13 protein-coding genes are annotated in these 17,881 nt (G+C 40.0%); 9 read left to right on the forward strand and 4 right to left on the reverse strand.

Features of this window, described 5'->3' with window-relative positions; translation table 11 throughout:
- Positions 1-151 precede the first annotated feature (151 nt).
- From efeO to BANVL01_RS07570, 7 genes are all read left to right on the forward strand, one after another.
- On the forward strand, positions 152-1,000 hold the full coding sequence (efeO, locus tag BANVL01_RS07540) for an iron uptake system protein EfeO (RefSeq protein ID WP_066083613.1): 849 nt from the start codon (positions 152-154) through the stop codon (positions 998-1,000).
- Positions 1,001-2,293, forward strand: coding sequence for an iron uptake transporter deferrochelatase/peroxidase subunit (efeB, locus tag BANVL01_RS07545; RefSeq protein WP_066083614.1), 1,293 nt, complete (start codon positions 1,001-1,003; stop codon positions 2,291-2,293). It begins immediately after the preceding gene.
- Between the two features lie 27 nt (positions 2,294-2,320).
- A complete protein-coding gene (locus BANVL01_RS07550) occupies positions 2,321-4,087 on the forward strand; it encodes an FTR1 family iron permease (protein WP_066083617.1) in 1,767 nt (588 codons plus the stop codon).
- A 146-nt stretch (positions 4,088-4,233) separates the two neighbouring features.
- On the forward strand, positions 4,234-5,568 hold the full coding sequence (locus BANVL01_RS07555; RefSeq protein ID WP_066083619.1) for a polysaccharide biosynthesis protein: 1,335 nt from the start codon (positions 4,234-4,236) through the stop codon (positions 5,566-5,568).
- 84 nt (positions 5,569-5,652) lie between these two features.
- Positions 5,653-6,177, forward strand: coding sequence for an RNA polymerase sigma factor (locus BANVL01_RS07560; RefSeq protein ID WP_066147766.1), 525 nt, complete (start codon positions 5,653-5,655; stop codon positions 6,175-6,177).
- A gap of 39 nt (positions 6,178-6,216) precedes the next feature.
- Positions 6,217-7,956 carry an aromatic amino acid hydroxylase gene (locus tag BANVL01_RS07565; RefSeq protein WP_066083621.1) on the forward strand — a complete coding sequence of 580 codons (1,740 nt, stop codon included), beginning with the start codon at positions 6,217-6,219 and terminating at the stop codon, positions 7,954-7,956.
- A gap of 155 nt (positions 7,957-8,111) precedes the next feature.
- A complete protein-coding gene (locus tag BANVL01_RS07570; protein WP_066083623.1) occupies positions 8,112-9,140 on the forward strand; it encodes a serine hydrolase domain-containing protein in 1,029 nt (342 codons plus the stop codon).
- A gap of 103 nt (positions 9,141-9,243) precedes the next feature.
- Here the strand turns inward: BANVL01_RS07570 and BANVL01_RS07575 are convergent, their stop codons facing one another.
- The 4 genes from BANVL01_RS07575 to BANVL01_RS07590 form a co-directional block, all read right to left on the reverse strand.
- On the reverse strand, positions 9,244-9,882 hold the full coding sequence (locus tag BANVL01_RS07575; RefSeq protein WP_066083624.1) for a Bax inhibitor-1/YccA family protein: 639 nt from the start codon (positions 9,880-9,882) through the stop codon (positions 9,244-9,246).
- A 173-nt stretch (positions 9,883-10,055) separates the two neighbouring features.
- Entirely contained in the window at positions 10,056-10,445 is a 390-nt protein-coding gene (gene mscL / locus BANVL01_RS07580; RefSeq protein ID WP_066083626.1) for a large-conductance mechanosensitive channel protein MscL, read from the reverse strand.
- Positions 10,446-10,579: 134 nt separating this feature from the next.
- Complete coding sequence (locus BANVL01_RS07585; protein ID WP_066083628.1) at positions 10,580-11,812, reverse strand: aminopeptidase; 1,233 nt, start codon at positions 11,810-11,812, stop codon at positions 10,580-10,582.
- Between the two features lie 383 nt (positions 11,813-12,195).
- Positions 12,196-13,467, reverse strand: a complete 1,272-nt coding sequence (locus BANVL01_RS07590; protein ID WP_066083630.1) for an MDR family MFS transporter — start codon at positions 13,465-13,467, stop codon at positions 12,196-12,198.
- A gap of 127 nt (positions 13,468-13,594) precedes the next feature.
- On the opposite strand from BANVL01_RS07590, the gene BANVL01_RS07595 reads away from it, so the two are divergent.
- Positions 13,595-15,784, forward strand: a complete 2,190-nt coding sequence (locus tag BANVL01_RS07595) for a DNA topoisomerase III (RefSeq protein WP_066083631.1) — start codon at positions 13,595-13,597, stop codon at positions 15,782-15,784.
- A gap of 566 nt (positions 15,785-16,350) precedes the next feature.
- A complete protein-coding gene (gene hutH / locus BANVL01_RS07600) occupies positions 16,351-17,874 on the forward strand; it encodes a histidine ammonia-lyase (RefSeq protein ID WP_066083633.1) in 1,524 nt (507 codons plus the stop codon).
- Positions 17,875-17,881 lie beyond the last annotated feature (7 nt).

Consider the following 17,881-nt stretch of genomic DNA (forward strand, 5'->3'; position numbering starts at 1 on the left):
GTCAAAAAATCCCCATTTTGGATATTCACTCCCCACCTTTTGCATAATCAATAATAAAAAAACAATTGAAAATACTTCTCAATTACTGTTATTATTATAGTTAATGAAAATGATTATCATTATTAACGGAATTGGGGGGGACTTATTACATATGAAATTATTAAAAGTGTCAGGAATATTATTGCTATCTAGCAGTCTGCTATTTGGGTGTGCAACTATGGACAAATCTACATCCACTGATAAGGTGAAAGAAACAAAGAATACGGCATCAGAAGCTCTAAAGGGAGTAACTGATGAATACCGTAAGTATGCCATAGGGGAAATTGAAGATTTTGTTAAGGCAACGGAAGCTTTTACAACTGCAGTCAAAAACGGTGAATTAGTTAAAGCAAAGGAACTTTATGGGCCAGCGCGGATGTATTATGAACGCGCTGAACCGATTGCTGAAGTGTTTGGCGACCTTGACCCAAAAATCGATGCACGTGAAGGCGATGTCCCGGAGGCAGAATGGACCGGTTACCACCGAATTGAAAAAGGATTATGGATGGAAAACACAACAAAAGGCTATGAACAGTTCGCAGAGCAGCTAATGAAAGATGTGAACCTGCTCCGTGCTAAGGTAGAAACCGTTGAAGTCACACCAGATATATTAATTACAGGGGCTGTCGACTTGTTAAATGAAGTATCAACCTCAAAGGTAACAGGGGAAGAGGATCGTTATTCCCATACCGATTTATATGATTTTGCGGCGAATGTACAAGGAGCGGAAAAGATTTATCATCTCCTCAATCCGGCATTAAAGAAAAAAGATAAAGAACTTTCAAACGAAATTCAGACTCGTTTTGATGAGGTCTATCGTTTACTGAACCAACAAAAAAATGGTAATGGCTATAAGCTTTATACAGAATTGACAGAGGCACAAGTGAAAGAACTAAGTCAGGCCGTTGATGCACTTGCGGAACCGCTATCACAAATAGGAATTGTTACGGAGGCGTCTTAATTGACAAAGAATACAAACAGTCAAGATGAATCTGTACACAATCAAACAAAGATTTCACGAAGAGATATGCTTAAAACAGCGGGTGTGGGTGGTGTTGGAGTCATCCTTGGTGCAACAGGACTAGGTGGCTTGCTCACGATAAAAGAAGGGAAAGCGAGCAGCACAGATAAAAAGGAAATCATCCCGTTTTACGGTAATCACCAGGGAGGAATCATCACAAAAACACAAAACCATGTGTATTTCGTTTCCTTAGATGTAACCACTGCGAATAAAGAAGAATTGGTTAAGTTATTCAAGGATTGGACGACAGCAGCTGCTTTATTGTCAGAGGGGAAGCCAGTCGGAGATCTTTCAAGTAATGAATTTCTTCCGCCAAAGGATACTGGGGAAGCAGAAGGGTTATCAGCTTCAAATTTAACCATCACCTTTGGAGTCGGACCAAGTCTATTTGTGAGAGACAATCAGGACCGATTTGGATTAAAACAAAAGCAGCCCAAAGAATTAGTCGATCTCCCCAAATTCCCGCTGGATGCGTTGGAAGAGGCATGGACTGGCGGTGACCTTTGTATCCAAGCTTGTGCTGATGATTTGCAGGTGGCCTTCCACGCTGTAAGGAACTTGATTCGGATTGCACGGGGTAAAGCGATATTACGCTGGGCACAGACGGGCTTTCAACGCACGAAGCAAGCTGACCCAGGCCAAGAAACACCGAGGAATTTATTTGGCTTTAAGGACGGGACGATCAATCCAGATGTAAAAAGCGAAAAGCAGTTGAATGAACATGTATGGGTTCAACCTGGAGATGGTCCGAATTGGCTCGTAAATGGCAGTTATCTCGTTGTCCGCCGCATTCAAATGTTTATAGAAGTGTGGGATCGGACTACATTAAAAGAGCAGGAGAAAACGTTTGGTCGCTTTCGTGACAGTGGAGCACCACTTGGACAAAAAGATGAATTTGAATCACTAAACTTGGCGCAGAAGAATGATCAGGGAGAATTTCACATACCGGTTGATTCACACACAAGGCTATCACATGGGGATGGGTCACAGCCAATCCTTCGCCGAGCGTACTCCTACTCAGATGGTATGGATGCTAAGACAGGGAGCTTTGATGCAGGTCTGCTATTCTTATGTTTCCAGCGTCAACCAAGTAAACAATTCATACCTATACAAGAGCGTTTAGCAACAATGGATAAATTGAACGAATATATTTCCCACCGTGGCAGTGCCATTTTTGCTTGTTTGCCTGGAGTCAAACAGGGCGGTTATCTAGGGGAGACAATTTTTAGCTAATGTTTTCCTTTGTAAGGAGAGAGAGTAATGCAACGATTTACGACGATATGGAAAGCTACACTTTTATTCATCATCCTTTTTGTTTCTATTCAAACGAGCCATCCAGTCGAAGCGGCCGGTAATCATGATGAGCTTTTTGTGCTGATTGGCGATAGCTTAATGAAAGCAAAGGACGGGGATCTTACGGCCGTTACGAAAAATATGGAACTGTTTGCAAATGAATGGGAAGCAATGAAGCGTGATGATAGTAAACAGGCAAAAAAGGTAGACCAAGAGCTAAAAAAGGTTCAAAGATTACTAGCTGATAGTAAGGAAGAAACAATGCCGCTGTCAGAAAGCCTTTCATCTTTATCGAGTGCTGTTGTTCTGTATGATCAAGAACAGAATCCTAAGGATAAGGTAAAAGGAAAAGAGCAAGTAAAACAGGTGCTGCCACTGATAAATAATCTTAAAGGCGCCATCCTGGATGAGAATCTAACTGGGATAACAGCAAAGTATCAAGCGCTGCTGAACCAGTGGACGGCTTCAGAAATAGCTGTACATGATGAGAGTATAGCCTCCTACGGGAACATTGAAAAATACATGGCCCTTATTCGAATTGCCATCACACAGGAACCTGCCGATTGGAAAAAGGCACAAACGAATATTGACCAATTGACAAGCGAGGTGGAAAACTACTTAGCTGGAAATGGCTCGAAACAGTTTGAGGGAAATTATACGCTTTCAGATTTCTCCACGTTATTATCGAAAGCGGAAAAACAGATTGCACAAAATGATTACAAAGATGCAAGCGCTAATTTAAATGAAACCCTGACCATTTGGCCGATGGTGGAGGGTGACGTTCAGACAAGGGATGGTAATTTATACAGTGATATAGAAACGAAAATTCCTACTGCGATTAGTATCCTTAATTCAAAAGTGGTGAATGGTGAAAAGGCCTCCAAAATCGTGAGTGAATTAAATACACGGTTAGCTCCATTAATGAGCAAAACGAATTATTCTATTTGGGATGCTGCCCTGATTTTGTTACGTGAAGGTTTAGAGGCTTTATTAATTGTGGCAACATTATTGGCCTTTTTGAAAAAGATGGGTCAATCCTCCAAACAAAAGTGGGTCTGGTCCGGTGTTGCCGCGGGTATTTTCGCTAGTGCGATTCTGGCGATTATCATCAACATTGTTTTTTCACAAATTATTGCCGCTTCAAGCCGGGAATATATTGAGGGGCTAACCGGTGTTGTCGCAGTTGTGATGATGTTGACGATCGGGGCTTGGCTACATAATAAGTCGAGTATCGGTCAGTGGAATAAATATATTAATCAGCAAATGCAGCAAGCCATTGCAAAAGGAAGCCTTATTTCGTTTACATTTATTAGTTTTCTTTCGGTCTTTCGCGAAGGGGCAGAGACGATTATTTTCTATGCTGGGATTACCCCTTATATTGACTTGGCGCAGCTTGTCACAGGAGTGATTCTAGCGGTAGTCATTTTAGCCATCGTTGGCTTTGCTATTATTAATTACAGTGTAAAAATTCCAATTCGCTTATTTTTTAAAGCGGCAACGATTCTTATTTATTTCTTGGCATTTAAAATTCTTGGCATCAGCATTCATGCCTTGCAGATTTCCAAGGTAGTTTCGACGACAACGGTAGAAAGATTGCCATTTATTGATTGGTTAGGACTGTACCCGACTTGGGAAACAACAATAACACAAATCCTCTTATTGGCCGTGATTATGTTCATGACCTTCTTGGTTAAAAAAAATGATAGTAAATCAATCATTACGACAAATGTTTAAAAAATGATGGTAAATAACCCATTAATATAATGTTTAAAAAGGGCATATAAATTGCCCTTTTTTGCATGGAAGAAAAAATTCCCTACTATTCAGTGTACTTGTCTCATAAGTTTATAAAAGTGAGATAGGAAAGAGGGAATTTGAAAGTGGCTATTTATTACAGAGGGCTATTTTTCTTAGCGGCATCTGCTTTTTTAGGAGAAGGCATTGAAGTCTTGGTGAATATGATTCTTGCCCGTGAGTTGGGATCACACGGGTTAGGGTTGTATATGTCGATTCTGCCTACCATATTTTTGATTGTCCTGCTATCGAGCTTTGAGCTGCAGGTGTCAATTTCTAAATTCGTTGCCGAACGGGAGGAACGGTTCCATCGAAATATTCTTTATCACGCGCTTACGATTACCATTATCTTTACCAGTATTCTCTTTTTAGTGACGGCGGCGATTCTGCCGTTTATTCCGGTATTTAATACCTATCACCCCTATGTCAGATGGCTTGTGATGATTCTCATCCCCGTCATTTCGTTCACCTCTGTTGCCAGAGGCTATTTCATGGGCAAGCAGCAAATGGGAAAAATCGCAGTCTCCAACTTTCTAAGGAAAATCATTCAACTCGGAGGTCTGTTTGTTTTGTTTCGCTTCTTTGCTTTCGATCCAGAAGCAGCACTGCTGGTCGCTATTGGCACACTGATTGGCAGTGAAATTATTGTGTTTCTTTATTTAATTTACCTGTTTATTGCACAATTTCAACAGCTTAAACGGCAGCCTTTTTCCAATTTAAACAGGAAAGTGGTTCGGAAAAATTTAATGGCAGTTTCGATTCCAACAACAGGCTTGCGTTTATTTTCAGCCTTCACGGGTGCGATTCAGCCCTTTATCATTAAGGCGGCATTGGTACGCTCAGGCATGACCGATATATTGGCTACAGAGCAATTTGGGATGCTGATGGGGGTGGCCATGTCCATTGGATTCTTCCCGGCGTTTATTGCCCATTCGTTATTGATTGTCCTCATACCGGCCGTTTCGAAGACTCATTCTCAAAAGGATTACCCAACCTTGCAAAAAATGCTTCAACAGGTTATGAAACTCACGTTAGTATACGGAGTCGCAGCTGTGACCCTTTTCTATTTTTTTGCTCCAGAATTAACGTCCTTGTTCTTTAAATCGGCAACATCTGCTGTGTTTCTACAATTGCTATGGCCGTTTTTCTTATTTCATTTCTTTATCATGCCGTTGCAAGCCTTCATGATTGGTCTCGACATGATAAAAGAGGCGTTTATTCATATCGTTTGGTCGACTGTCATTTCCTTTGCACTTATTCTCTGGCTTGGTTCATCATTGGACTGGAGAATGGATGGGGTTATTATTGGGATGAATACAGGGTCTGTTTTATTAGCGCTAATGCATTATTTAACGATTTGTAAGAAGATTGGTGTTTCGATATTTATGAAAGGATTGGTTCAAAAGGCAGCGAATCGATAAAAATTTCTCCTATTCATGTGTAGGGGTAAGCAAGGTCCTTTCCGTCTAATAAAATGAACAACATTTTACAGAAGGAAAGGTAGGATGAAAATGCTGGAAGGATTTTCACAATCTTTTGAAGAATTAGTAAAGGGACATGGAAAAGCCATTTTTAACTATATTTTTTCGTTAGTAAAACATAAAGAACTTGCCGAGGATCTTTATCAGGAGGTTTTACTTTCTGCCTATTTGGCCTACCCCTCGATTAAGGAGAAAAGTAAATACAAAAGCTGGCTTTTTACCATCGCAATTAATAAGTGCCGTGATTATTGGCGGAAAGAAAATAAGTCAAAGCATTTTTGGAGGGAAGAAGTATATTCCTATTCCGTTACATTCGAACCTGCGTTTATTCCGGAAGAGGAAGTCTTACATAAATTTTCAGCGGAACAAATGGCTGAAAAGATCAACCTATTGCCCGAAATTTATCGCAATCCTATTTATCTTTATTACTATCAAGATTTAACTTTAGTAGAGATAGCCAGGAAAAGCAATCTGCCCATGTCGACTGTAAAGACAAGAATGAAGAGGGCGAAGGACCGGCTGCGGCCGAAAATGCTGTCACTTGCTTAATGGTTTCCAAAATATTCTTTGCAAAGGGGAAGGTTTACGATGATTGACAAGGATACAAAAAAGATTCCTGTGCAACTAAAGCAATTTATTTCTAAACAATATTATGATAGCTATTCTCCGATTGATCATGCGGTTTGGCGATTTGTAATGAAGCAAAATCATTATTTTTTAAAGGGGATTGCTCATCCCTATTATGTAAATGGGTTAAAGGATTCGGGCATCAAAACGGAATCAATCCCAAAGGTAGATGACATGAATACGAGTCTGGCAAAAGTGGGCTGGGGGGCTGTGACAATCGATGGATTAATTCCCGGCTCCGCTTTTTATGGCTTTTTGGCAAATGGCATTTTACCGATTGCGACAGAAATACGAAAGATAGAAAACATTGCCTATACACCGGCACCGGATATGATTCATGAAGCAGCCGGTCACGCTCCGATTTTATTAGATGAATCCTACCGTGCGTTTGTACAAAAAATTGGTGAAATGGGTTCCAAAGCTATTTCTAGTAAAGAAAAGCTAGGGGTATTTAAAGCGGTTCGCCATTTAACGATAGTCGCTGAGGATCCTCATTCTACCGAAGAGCAGGTGAAAGAGGCAGAACGTCTGGTAGCCGTGGCACGCGCAAAGGTAAAAGGTTTATCTGAAGCTGATCAAGTATCACGGCTGTTTTGGTGGACAGTGGAATACGGCTTAATTGGCGAGCTCAGCGATCCGAAAATTTACGGGGCGGGTTTACTTTCATCGGTAGGCGAGAGCCAAAGCTGTTTAGCGGACGATGTCCGAAAAATTCCATTTACCGTAGAAGAGTGCGTGAGGACCCCATATGATGTCACCAAACCACAGCCGCAATTATTTGTTTGTAAAACCTTTGATGAGCTAGTTTCGGCTATTGATCAATTTGCCGCCACGATGGCATTTCGCAAAGGTGGAACAGAAAGTCTGGAGAAAGCACTGCAGTCCGATAGTGTCGCTACGATTTCTTTTTCTTCTGGCTTGCAGGTAACTGGCACGGTAGCGACAATTTTGAAGGATGATGACGGGGAAGCTGTTTATTTGCGGACAAAAGGACCGACCGCATTATCTTTCGAGAATAAGCAATTGACGGGGCATGGCATCGAAACCCATCGTAAAGGCTTTGGAACACCGATTGGCCGTTTAGAGGCTGGTATTGCACTTGAAGATTGCACGGAGGATCAATTAAGAGATTTAGGAATTAGCAAAGGAAAGGCAGCATTGCTTCATTTTGAAAGCGGTGTCATGGTTGAGGGCACAGTCACTAGCATTTTGTCCTCAGCAGCGAAGCCAATCTTAATTTCATTTAAGGATTGTACAGTGACCTATAAGGATCAAGTGCTTTTTGAACCTGATTGGGGGACGTTTGATATGGCTGTTGGTGCCGGCATTCCATCTGTATTCGCAGGCGCGGCAGATCCTGACGCATATTATCAGTTCGAGCCTGCTGAAGAAATTGAAGAAAGTGCGGTTCAACGAAGTTGGAATGAATTAGAGAAGTTGTATGAAGAAGTACGCAACATACGTGAGGGATCGAATTGGAATGAACAAAGTTTATCCCAGGTTGATAGAACTTTCGCCGTCCTCGAGGACAAATATCAACGCGAATGGCTATTGCGGCTGGAACTGCTAGAAATTTATCAAAAGCATAATCCAAGTCATCCTTCTATTACTCAGTTAGTAGAAAAGCTCGAGAACATGGACTGGGACCCTTCAGTCCAACAAATGATTCAGCGCGGATTAACCTTATTTTATTACAGCTAAAAATAAAGGAGCTTGGGGAATTTTCAAGACGTTCTTTTTTGAATCACATAATGTAAAAAAACGTATCAATTAACACAAGAAAAAGCATGATCATTCACTTATGGAATGATACATGCTTTTTCCATTTGCTATATTATCAAAGGGAGAGAATAATTATGTTTGAAATCAGTGATGAAACATTACGATTAATTAAAAAGACCTCTAAAGGAAAAAAACATTTAAAGTTAACTGTTGGCTATTTAACAGGCAATCATTCTGTAATCAAAATTTATAATGAAAACAGCGAACTTGATTCATCAAAAAAATATCATTATGAAATTGGCTCTATTACAAAGACCTTTACTCTATCTTTGCTATCAAAATATGTATTTGAAAACAAGTTGTCAATTAACGATCCAATACAAAAATATATTGAAGAACTTAGGGAAGACGAGTATTACCCTACATTGCTCCGCCTTGCTACTCACTCTTCTGGATATTCAGCAAGACTGCCATTAAATAAACGGGAATATTTCAACCTAATTTTAGGTTTGATAAGAGGCGGTGGTGATTTGAGTAAGAAAAATCCGTTAAATATGGATTTAAACAAAATGAAAATACTTATGGAAAAAAATAAATTAAAAGATGTGGATTATTCATGGAAATATTCAAATTTTGGTATAGCACTTATTGGGTATGGGTTGGGAATTGTATCAGACAGGGGATATTGGGACACGATGAATGACTTTCTGCAAAATGAATTGGAATTAAAAGATACTTATTTAGGAACATCAACTAATAACTTACATGGTTATGACAGAAAAAATAATGATTGCGGAAACTGGAAATGGAACAAAGAAAATCTTATATCACCTGCGGGTGCAATAAGTTCAACTGCTGATGATTTACTTAAATATGCAAAAAAAAATATTTACGAAGATAAACCATATTTGTCTCTTTGTCATAAAAAACATGGAAATGGAAAAAAGAAGTATGATATGGGTCTTGGATGGTTGCTTTTAAAGAAAAACAATAATGTTATTTTGCATAGCGGTGGTACAGGATGCTTTAGTTCATTTTTAGGAATTGATAAAGAAAAAAAAGTCGCCTCCGTAGTTTTGGCTAATTATAGATTAGGTATGAATGACGATGAAAATATAGGATTTTCTTTATTAGAAAGTCTACAGAAATCAAAAGATGAATAAGGTATAGAACCAATGCGATTCTATACCCTATATGTGTTGCTAATTCAATTTTTGTGATTCTAAAGGGAATGTCTTAAGAAATATTCAAGCTCCTATTTATTAATTAATCTCTGCTATTTAGAATCCCTAAAATACGCAGGATGCTGATGAATAGATTAATAAAATCTAAATATAAGTTTAATGCCATTAATGGCACATCTTCTGCTCTAACTCCATAGTGTTTCATTCGGCTAAAATCGAAAAGAACATAGCCGCTAAAAACTAATACACCGATAAAGGAGTAAGCAAGCATGGCTGTGGAACCTAGTGGAGAGAACATGTTGAAAATCGAAATTGCCACTAAGGCAAGCAGTGCTGCAAGCAGGAATCCACCTAAAAACGAGAAGTTATGTTTTGATTTTGTTGCGTAAATGGCAATACCCGTAAAGACAACCGTCGTACTGGCAAAGGCCATGACCACTATGTTGGCACCTGCAGTAGCTAAGTAATAAGAAACAAGGGGATACAAGGTAATCCCAGAGATAAACGTGAAAATGTAAAGGAATGTATAGGACATTGCTTTTTTACGTCTAAAGAAAAAAGCAGTTAGCAGCATGACAAATTCTAGGATAGCTAATGGTATAAATAAAGCTGGTGGAACAAATACACCTGCCATTGTGCCTAAGAAGGCAATCGCTAGGGAAAGAGCAAACGTCCGTAAAACAGAAGGTAAAAATTGAGTCGATGTTGTTTGTGTATACAATTTATTCACCTCAAAAAATATTTCTTATTGTCTAGCTACAGCGCCTAGCCCCTCGAGTCGCTTCGGTCCTGCCAATGAAGTCAAAGAACGACTTCACCGTCAGGCCCTCCAGCGCTTGTCGGGGCTGACCAAGGCGCTTTCGCTTTTCTTATTTAAGTTATACGATAAAATGGTCAAGATGTTTCATTTTTTCTTAAAATATCTCTATCTTCTTTTAATAAATCACGAATTTCGGCTAAAAGTTCTTCACTTCGATCCACTTTCGCAGCGACCGGAGCTGGTTCCTCTTTCTTTTTAAAACGATTAAGAAATTTTATAAAAAGAAAAATGGAGAAAGAAATAATTAAGAAATCAACAACCGTTTGAATAAATTGGCCATATTTTAATTTTCCATAGGCTAGATCACTAAAATCTACGACCCCGATAATCATTCCAACTAACGGCATAATAACATCGGCGACAAGGGAAGAAACGATTTTGCCAAACGCTCCACCGATGATGACCCCGACCGCTAAATCGATGACATTGCCTTTCATGGCAAACTGTTTAAATTCATTCCACATGAAGGGTTCCTCCAGAATTGTTCTTATTTTTTTAAAAGTATATTGTAGCCTTAACCTAGATAAAAATACAAGCGCTATGTTTTTCCAACAATAGAAAAAAGAGCAGAATTCCTGCTCTTTTATTAGGCTGTAAACTAAAACGCCCAATTACCTGCTCTAAATACCGGTTCAGTTTTCCCATCAGTAGTAATTCCGTCGATGTCCATTTCCGCTGATCCAATCATGAAATCGACGTGGGTGAGACTTTCGTTAAGGCCATTTTTCTCCAATTCTTCAGCTGACATTGTCTTCCCGCCCTCAATACAGAAGGAATAGGCACTTCCGATTGCTAAATGGTTAGAGGCGTTTTCATCAAACAAGGTATTGAAGAAAAGAACATTGGACTGTGAAATAGGTGAGTCGTAAGGGACAAGCGCGACTTCACCAAGATAATGTGAGCCTTCGTCCGTGTCCACAAGCCGCTTCAAAATCTCTTCGCCTTCCTCTGCTTTTACGCCAACAATTTTTCCATTTTCAAAGGTAATCGAAAAGCGGTCAATGATATTGCCGCCATAACTTAACGGCTTTGTACTTGCTACCGTACCGTTTACACCTGTTTTCAATGGAACGGTGAAGACTTCTTCAGTTGGCATGTTGGCCATAAATTCAAAACCTTTTTCATTTACGCTGCCGGCCCCAACCCAAAGATGTTTTTCCGGAAGCTCAATCGTTAAGTCAGTGCCAGGTGCTGTATAATGAAGCTTCTGATATCGTTTTTCATTTAAATAGTCAACCTTAGCATGGAGGGTTTCGTCGTGTTCTTTCCATGCCTCTACTGGATTTTCAACGTCGACACGAGTAGCTTTGATAATCGCATCCCAAAGCTTGCTTACTTGGGTTTCAGCAGGTTCATCCGGGAATACTTTAGCGGCCCATGCCGGTGATGCTGCGGCAATGACGGTCCAGCTGACTTTGTCTGACATCATTGCTTTTCGGTAATTTTTTAACGCCGTGCCAGCGGCTTTATTGAAGTTTGAAATACGTTCAGGATCGACGCCTTTTAATAAATCAGGGCTCGAAGATACGACTGACATAAAGGCTGCTCCTTTGTCAGCGAGCTCTTCTATTTCTTTTGCACGCCAAACTGGGTACTCTTGGAAAGCCTCATCTGGTGCTAAATCATATTTTGTTCTTGTAACAGTATCATCGTTCCAGTTGACAACGACATTCCTCGCCCCAGTTTCATAGGCCTTTTTTACAATTAAACGGACAAATTCAGCAGCATCGATGGAGGCATTGACGGCCAACGTTTGACCTGGCTGAACATTAACGCCTACCTTAACGGCCAGCTCAGCATATTTCTCAAGGTTTTTTTGAAATTCAGTCATATGTATAATCTCCTTTTTCAGAATCTTCCTATATTGTAGCGTTTTTAATTGGAAAAAGAAACCGCGAGTTTCTAGTCTAAAAACCCAAAAAAAAAGTAAAGATTTTCATCTCTACCGCAGCTTGCTTCCATATACTTTTATATTAAAATAAACACCTGCTGAAAATAGGACTAAAAAGGTAATAATGCCTGACAATGAAGTTGGAGCCATGAACTGTGATAATTCCATTAATTCCACCGTCCTTAAAATAGAAACCGTATACATGTTAATTATAATATTAAAAGAGGTAAATGTGAACAATTAAGTACAATTTTTAGGCAAATTTATGAACGTTAGAAATATATTAGAAACGGGTAAAAATAAAAAAGCACATAAGTGCTTTTTTACATGTGCGTTCCTACTTTTTGTTTTTCAAATGAATAAAACATCACCCAATACAAGCCCGCACTGACCAGGGCAAGGATGGAGAGGACGAAAAATGTCCAGCCATAGCCAATCCAAACCGTCATCGGGATGGAAAGCGGTGCAATTGTGCGGCCAAGTGTGTAGCGCAAGCTTGCGGCGGCAAAATATTGTCCCCTCATATGCTCAGGAGCAAGCCTGGAAACGAAGCTTTGCTGTATCCCCGCCCCCATTAATTCAGCAAACGTGAAAACAGCCATTGCAAAAATTAATCCCCAAATCCAATGCGTTTGACTGAAAAGAACAATCGAAATCGCATAAACGACCGAGGAGAGGACAAACACGTTTCTCTCATAATATTTTCCCATCCACTTCGTTACAAAAACAGTAAAAAGGGCAACAAGGAAGCCATTTTCAGCCAGGACAATTCCAAACGCCTGCTCACCTTTCACAGCGAACGACCAATTGCCAATGGAAAAGAGAGTTTGATTTTTTACGAAATCTTTAATATACACTGGAATTAATAAGTCCAATTGCATAAATGTCTGTCCGGCTAAAACCCCCGCCAGGATAAATAATAGAAAGGTTTTATCCTTAATAATGAGCCGATAATCCCGCAGTTGGTTAAGTAAAAAGTAGTACCATTTCCCATCGCTGGAAATAGCGACTTTTTTTTGAATCGGTGCGGTTTCCCTCGTCCATTTCGCCAGGATTAGCCCCAGGAACATACACACTGCTCCTGCTACAAGCAACAGCTGAAAGCGATATTGAACATAAAAAATAGCTCCCAATATTGGACCGACTACCACCGCAATATTAATGGACGTATAAAAAATGGCAAATACATTGCTTCGGTCCTTTTCGGCCACGACATCGGCTACCATCGCTTGGCTCGCAGGCCAGTAAAAAGAACCGAACACACCGGCAAATGCAAACGAAACAAAGCCCATCCAAGGGGATTGAAGCCATGGTGAACTGGCGATGGCAAAGGCTAAGAAAGAAAGTCCTTGCCCGATGGCAGAAAGAACCATCATTCGTTTTCTCCCAAAACGGTCGGCACAATATCCACCCATTAAGTTAGCAATCACGGAAAAAACCTGTGAAAAAACTAATAATAAACCTGCTTTATTTTTACCGAACTCTTCCGCAAAATAAATCGTTAAGAATGGAAAGAACATCCAAAAGGTAATGTTCATCAATGCTTCCCCAAACAAGCGAACCTTTAAATTAGAATCCCAATCCCTTATCCTCATGTAAAAAATCCCCGTTTCTCTATTTTCATGCCTTTTTATCATACTATCCAGCCAGAAATTAGTACAAGAAAAAAAGCAGGCACGTATGCTATATTTAACTTATGGAAATTCGAAAGGATGTTTAACTATGGTAAAAAGTATTGTCATTGCTGAAAAACCTTCTGTGGCACGTGATATTGCGCATGTGCTTAATTGTAATAAAAAAGGAAATGGGTATCTTGAAGGAAATAAATATATCGTTACGTGGGCTCTAGGACACCTAGTTACACTCGCTGACCCAGAAAGTTATGATGTGAAATATAAAACTTGGAATTTAGAAGATTTGCCTATGCTGCCGGAGCGTTTAAAATTGACCGTCATTAAGCAGACTGGAAAACAGTTTAATGCTGTTAAAAGTCAACTGATTAGAAATGATGTCAATGAAATAATCGTGGCTACAGACGCAGGGAGAGAGGGAGAATTAGTCGCACGTTGGATTATTGATAAAGCAAAAGTCAATAAACCAATTAAACGTCTATGGATCTCATCTGTTACGGATAAAGCGATTAAAGACGGCTTTGCAAACTTGAAGCCAGGCGCATCGTATGAAAATTTATATGCATCAGCTGTCGCACGTTCAGAAGCTGACTGGTATATCGGTCTTAATGCAACACGCGCATTAACAACTAGGTTCAACGCACAGCTAAACTGCGGCCGTGTTCAAACACCTACTGTTGCGATGATTGCAGCTCGTGAGGACGAAATTAGAAACTTCAAAGCACAAACCTATTACGGCATTGAAGCCCAAACAGCTGACCAATTAAAGCTGACATGGCAGGATGTAAAAGGCAACAGCCGCAGCTTTGACAAAGAGAAACTTGATGCAATTGTAAAAAAACTGGGCAAGCAAAATGCCAGGGTAACGGAAATTGAAAAGAAACCTAAGAAGTCTTTTTCTCCAGGTCTATATGATTTAACAGAACTACAGCGCGATGCGAACAAAATCTTTGGTTACTCTGCAAAGGAAACGTTAAACATTATGCAAAAGCTGTATGAGCAGCATAAAGTTTTAACGTACCCAAGGACGGACTCGAGGTTTATCTCATCAGATATTGTTCCAACCATACCCGAGCGTCTGAAGGCGTGTGGAATAGGTGAATACCGCTTATTAACAAGCAAAATCTTAAAAAAGCCAATTAAGGCATCTAAAGCTTTTGTTGATGACAGCAAGGTATCCGATCACCATGCGATTATTCCTACAGAAGGATTTGTGAACTTTTCAGCCTTTACAGATAAAGAGCGGAAAATTTATGACTTGGTTGTTAAACGCTTCTTAGCCGTATTATTCCCGGCATTTGAGTACGAGCAATTAACGCTTCGTGCAAAAATCGACGAGGAAAACTTCGTTGCTAGAGGAAAAACTATTTTATCACTTGGTTGGAAAGAAGTTTACAATAATCGACTCGACGAAGACGATGAAGGTGATGATCTGAAAGAACAGATTTTACCTCGGATTGAAAAAGGCGACACCCTAAACGTAAAACTAATTGCCCAAACATCAGGTCAAACGAAGCCGCCTGCCCGCTTTAATGAGGCGACATTACTGTCGGCAATGGAAAATCCAACGAAGTATATGGATACGAAAAATAAACAATTGGCTGACACCTTAAAATCCACGGGTGGGCTTGGTACTGTTGCTACACGCGCGGATATCATTGATAAGCTATTCAATTCATTCTTAATCGAGCATCGTGGCAAAGACATTCATATGACTTCTAAAGGTCGTCAATTGCTGGATTTAGTGCCGGAGGAGCTTAAATCTCCAACTCTAACAGCTGAGTGGGAACAAAAGCTAGATCAAATTGCACATGGCAAGTTGAAAAAAGAAGTGTTTATCAGCGAAATGAAAAACTACACAAAAGAAATTGTTGCTGAAATTAAAGCAAGTGATAAAAAATACAAGCACGACAATATTTCTACAAAAAATTGTCCAGACTGTGGTAAACCAATGCTTGAAGTGAATGGTAAAAAGGGCAAAATGCTCGTGTGCCAAGATCGGGAATGTGGACATCGTAAAAATGTTTCCCGCGTCACAAACGCACGCTGCCCAAAATGTCATAAACAACTTGAGTTACGTGGTGAAGGTGAAGGTCAAGTCTTTGTATGTAAATGTGGACATCGTGAAAAACTGTCCGCTTTCCAAGCACGCCGCCAAAAAGAATCTGGCGGTAAAGTGGATAAACGGACTGTACAAAAATATTTGAAAAACCAAAACAAGGAAGAAGAGCCAATTAATACTGCTTTGGCAGATGCTTTAAAAAAGCTAAAATTGAAGTAAATCTTCATAAAAAAGGGTTTGGTTAGTTTAAAAAATTAATGTTTTCTCAAAGAAAAGGACTTGATACAGTCCTTTTTTTGTTTCTTCAACTTAAGAGCCCGGTATTCACAAAGAAGTCAGGACTAGGAAGCTTAAAACAAACACTATTTAGCGAGGAAGCTTGAATTTGTAGAATGAGTATTTAAATTTGTAGAATAAGTGCAGAAAATTGTAGAAAGAGCACTTAAATTTGTAGAATCAGCCCTAGAATTTGTAGAATCATCCCTCAATTTTGTATAACCTCAGAAATTCAATTACAAACGCACCAATTTCCTTTTACAAACTATCCTGCTAAAGTATTATCGCGTTAAAATTCAGAAAATTTAATTGACAGCTACGCTTTTCTTCCCATACAATAATTATTAGAATGAAAGTTAATCGATTGGAATGATAACCAATGAGGCATCTCCAAAAGACAGATCAATATGCGGTAATTTTTATAAAAGAGGCTGGACTCCAAATCTAATCTGATATGGACTCCAGCCTCTTTCTTTATTGTGATAAAGTGGTAGAGGAGCGGGATAGAAATGATTACACTTACAGGTGAAAGTTTAACTTTAGAGCAAATAAAAGCTGTTTTATATCACAGTCAAAAGGTCAGCGCATCCGAAAGAAGCATGGAAGCTGTTGCAAAGAGCCGCGAAGCAGTCGAAAGAATTGTTTCAGAATCAAAAGTAGTTTACGGAATTACCACGGGCTTTGGAAAATTTAGTGATGTTCTCATTGATAAGAATCATGTGCAGGACCTGCAGCTTAACTTAATTCGTTCCCATGCTTGCGGAGTTGGCGACCCGTTTCCTGAGAATGTGGCAAAAGCAATGGTCCTCCTTCGTGCCAACGCCTTGTTAAAAGGCTTTTCCGGGATAAGACCGCTTGTTATTGAAAAACTATTGGACTTAGTAAATCACGAGATAATCCCTGTTATTCCACAGCAAGGCTCACTCGGGGCGAGCGGGGATTTGGCACCGCTATCCCACTTAGCTTTAGTTTTAATCGGCGAAGGTGAAGTATTTTACAAAGGACAGCGGATGGAGTCAATTGACGCATTAAAGCAAGAGGGGATTTTACCGGTAACATTGGAGGCAAAGGAAGGTCTGGCACTCATTAATGGTACCCAAGCAATGACGGCAATGGGGGTTGTCGGCTACCTTGAAGCAGAACAATTGGCGCACGAGAGTGAACTTATCGCATCGATGACGATGGAGGGATTAAATGGGATTATTGACGCTTTTGCAGAAGAAGTGCATATTGCAAGAGGCTATAAACAGCAGATTGATACCGCGGCAAGAATCCGTCAGTATTTAAGCGATAGTTTGTTAACAACACAGCAAGGGGAACTTAGGGTTCAGGATGCCTATTCGCTCCGCTGTATCCCACAAGTTCATGGGGCTTCTTGGCAGGTTCTTGATTATGTAAAAGAAAAACTAGAAATTGAAATAAACGCTGCTACTGACAATCCATTAATTTTTGATGATGGTGACAAAGTCATTTCCGGGGGAAATTTTCATGGTCAGCCGATTGCCTTCGCAATGGACTTTATGAAAATTGCAGTCGCGGAGCTGGCGAATATATCAGAAAGACGGATTGAGCGATTGGTGAATCCGCAGTTAAATGACCTGCCACCATTCCTAAGTCCGGAACCAGGCCTGCAATCCGGGGCAATGATTATGCAATATGCAGCAGCTGCTCTTGTATCGGAAAATAAAACACTGGCACATCCAGCCAGCGTTGACTCGATTCCGTCTTCGGCCAATCAAGAGGATCATGTCAGCATGGGAACGATTGCCTCAAGACATGCTTATCAAATTATCCAGAATGCCAGAAGAGTGCTGGCGATTGAGTTGATTTGTGCGATGCAGGCAGTGGAAATCCGCGGTGTCGAAAAAATGGCCAGCCATACGAAGCTGTTCTATGAAAAAGGACGCGAGCAGGTTCCTTCGATTAAAAAAGACCGTGTATTCTCGAAAGATATAGAAAAAGCGGCAGAGTGGTTAAAGACCATTGAGTTTTCGCAATTTATTAGAAGTTTAAGTATAGAAGGTCAATACTAAGAATCCT

This window comes from Neobacillus novalis NBRC 102450 (assembly GCF_001591805.1).
GTDB lineage: Bacteria > Bacillota > Bacilli > Bacillales > Cytobacillaceae > Neobacillus > Neobacillus novalis.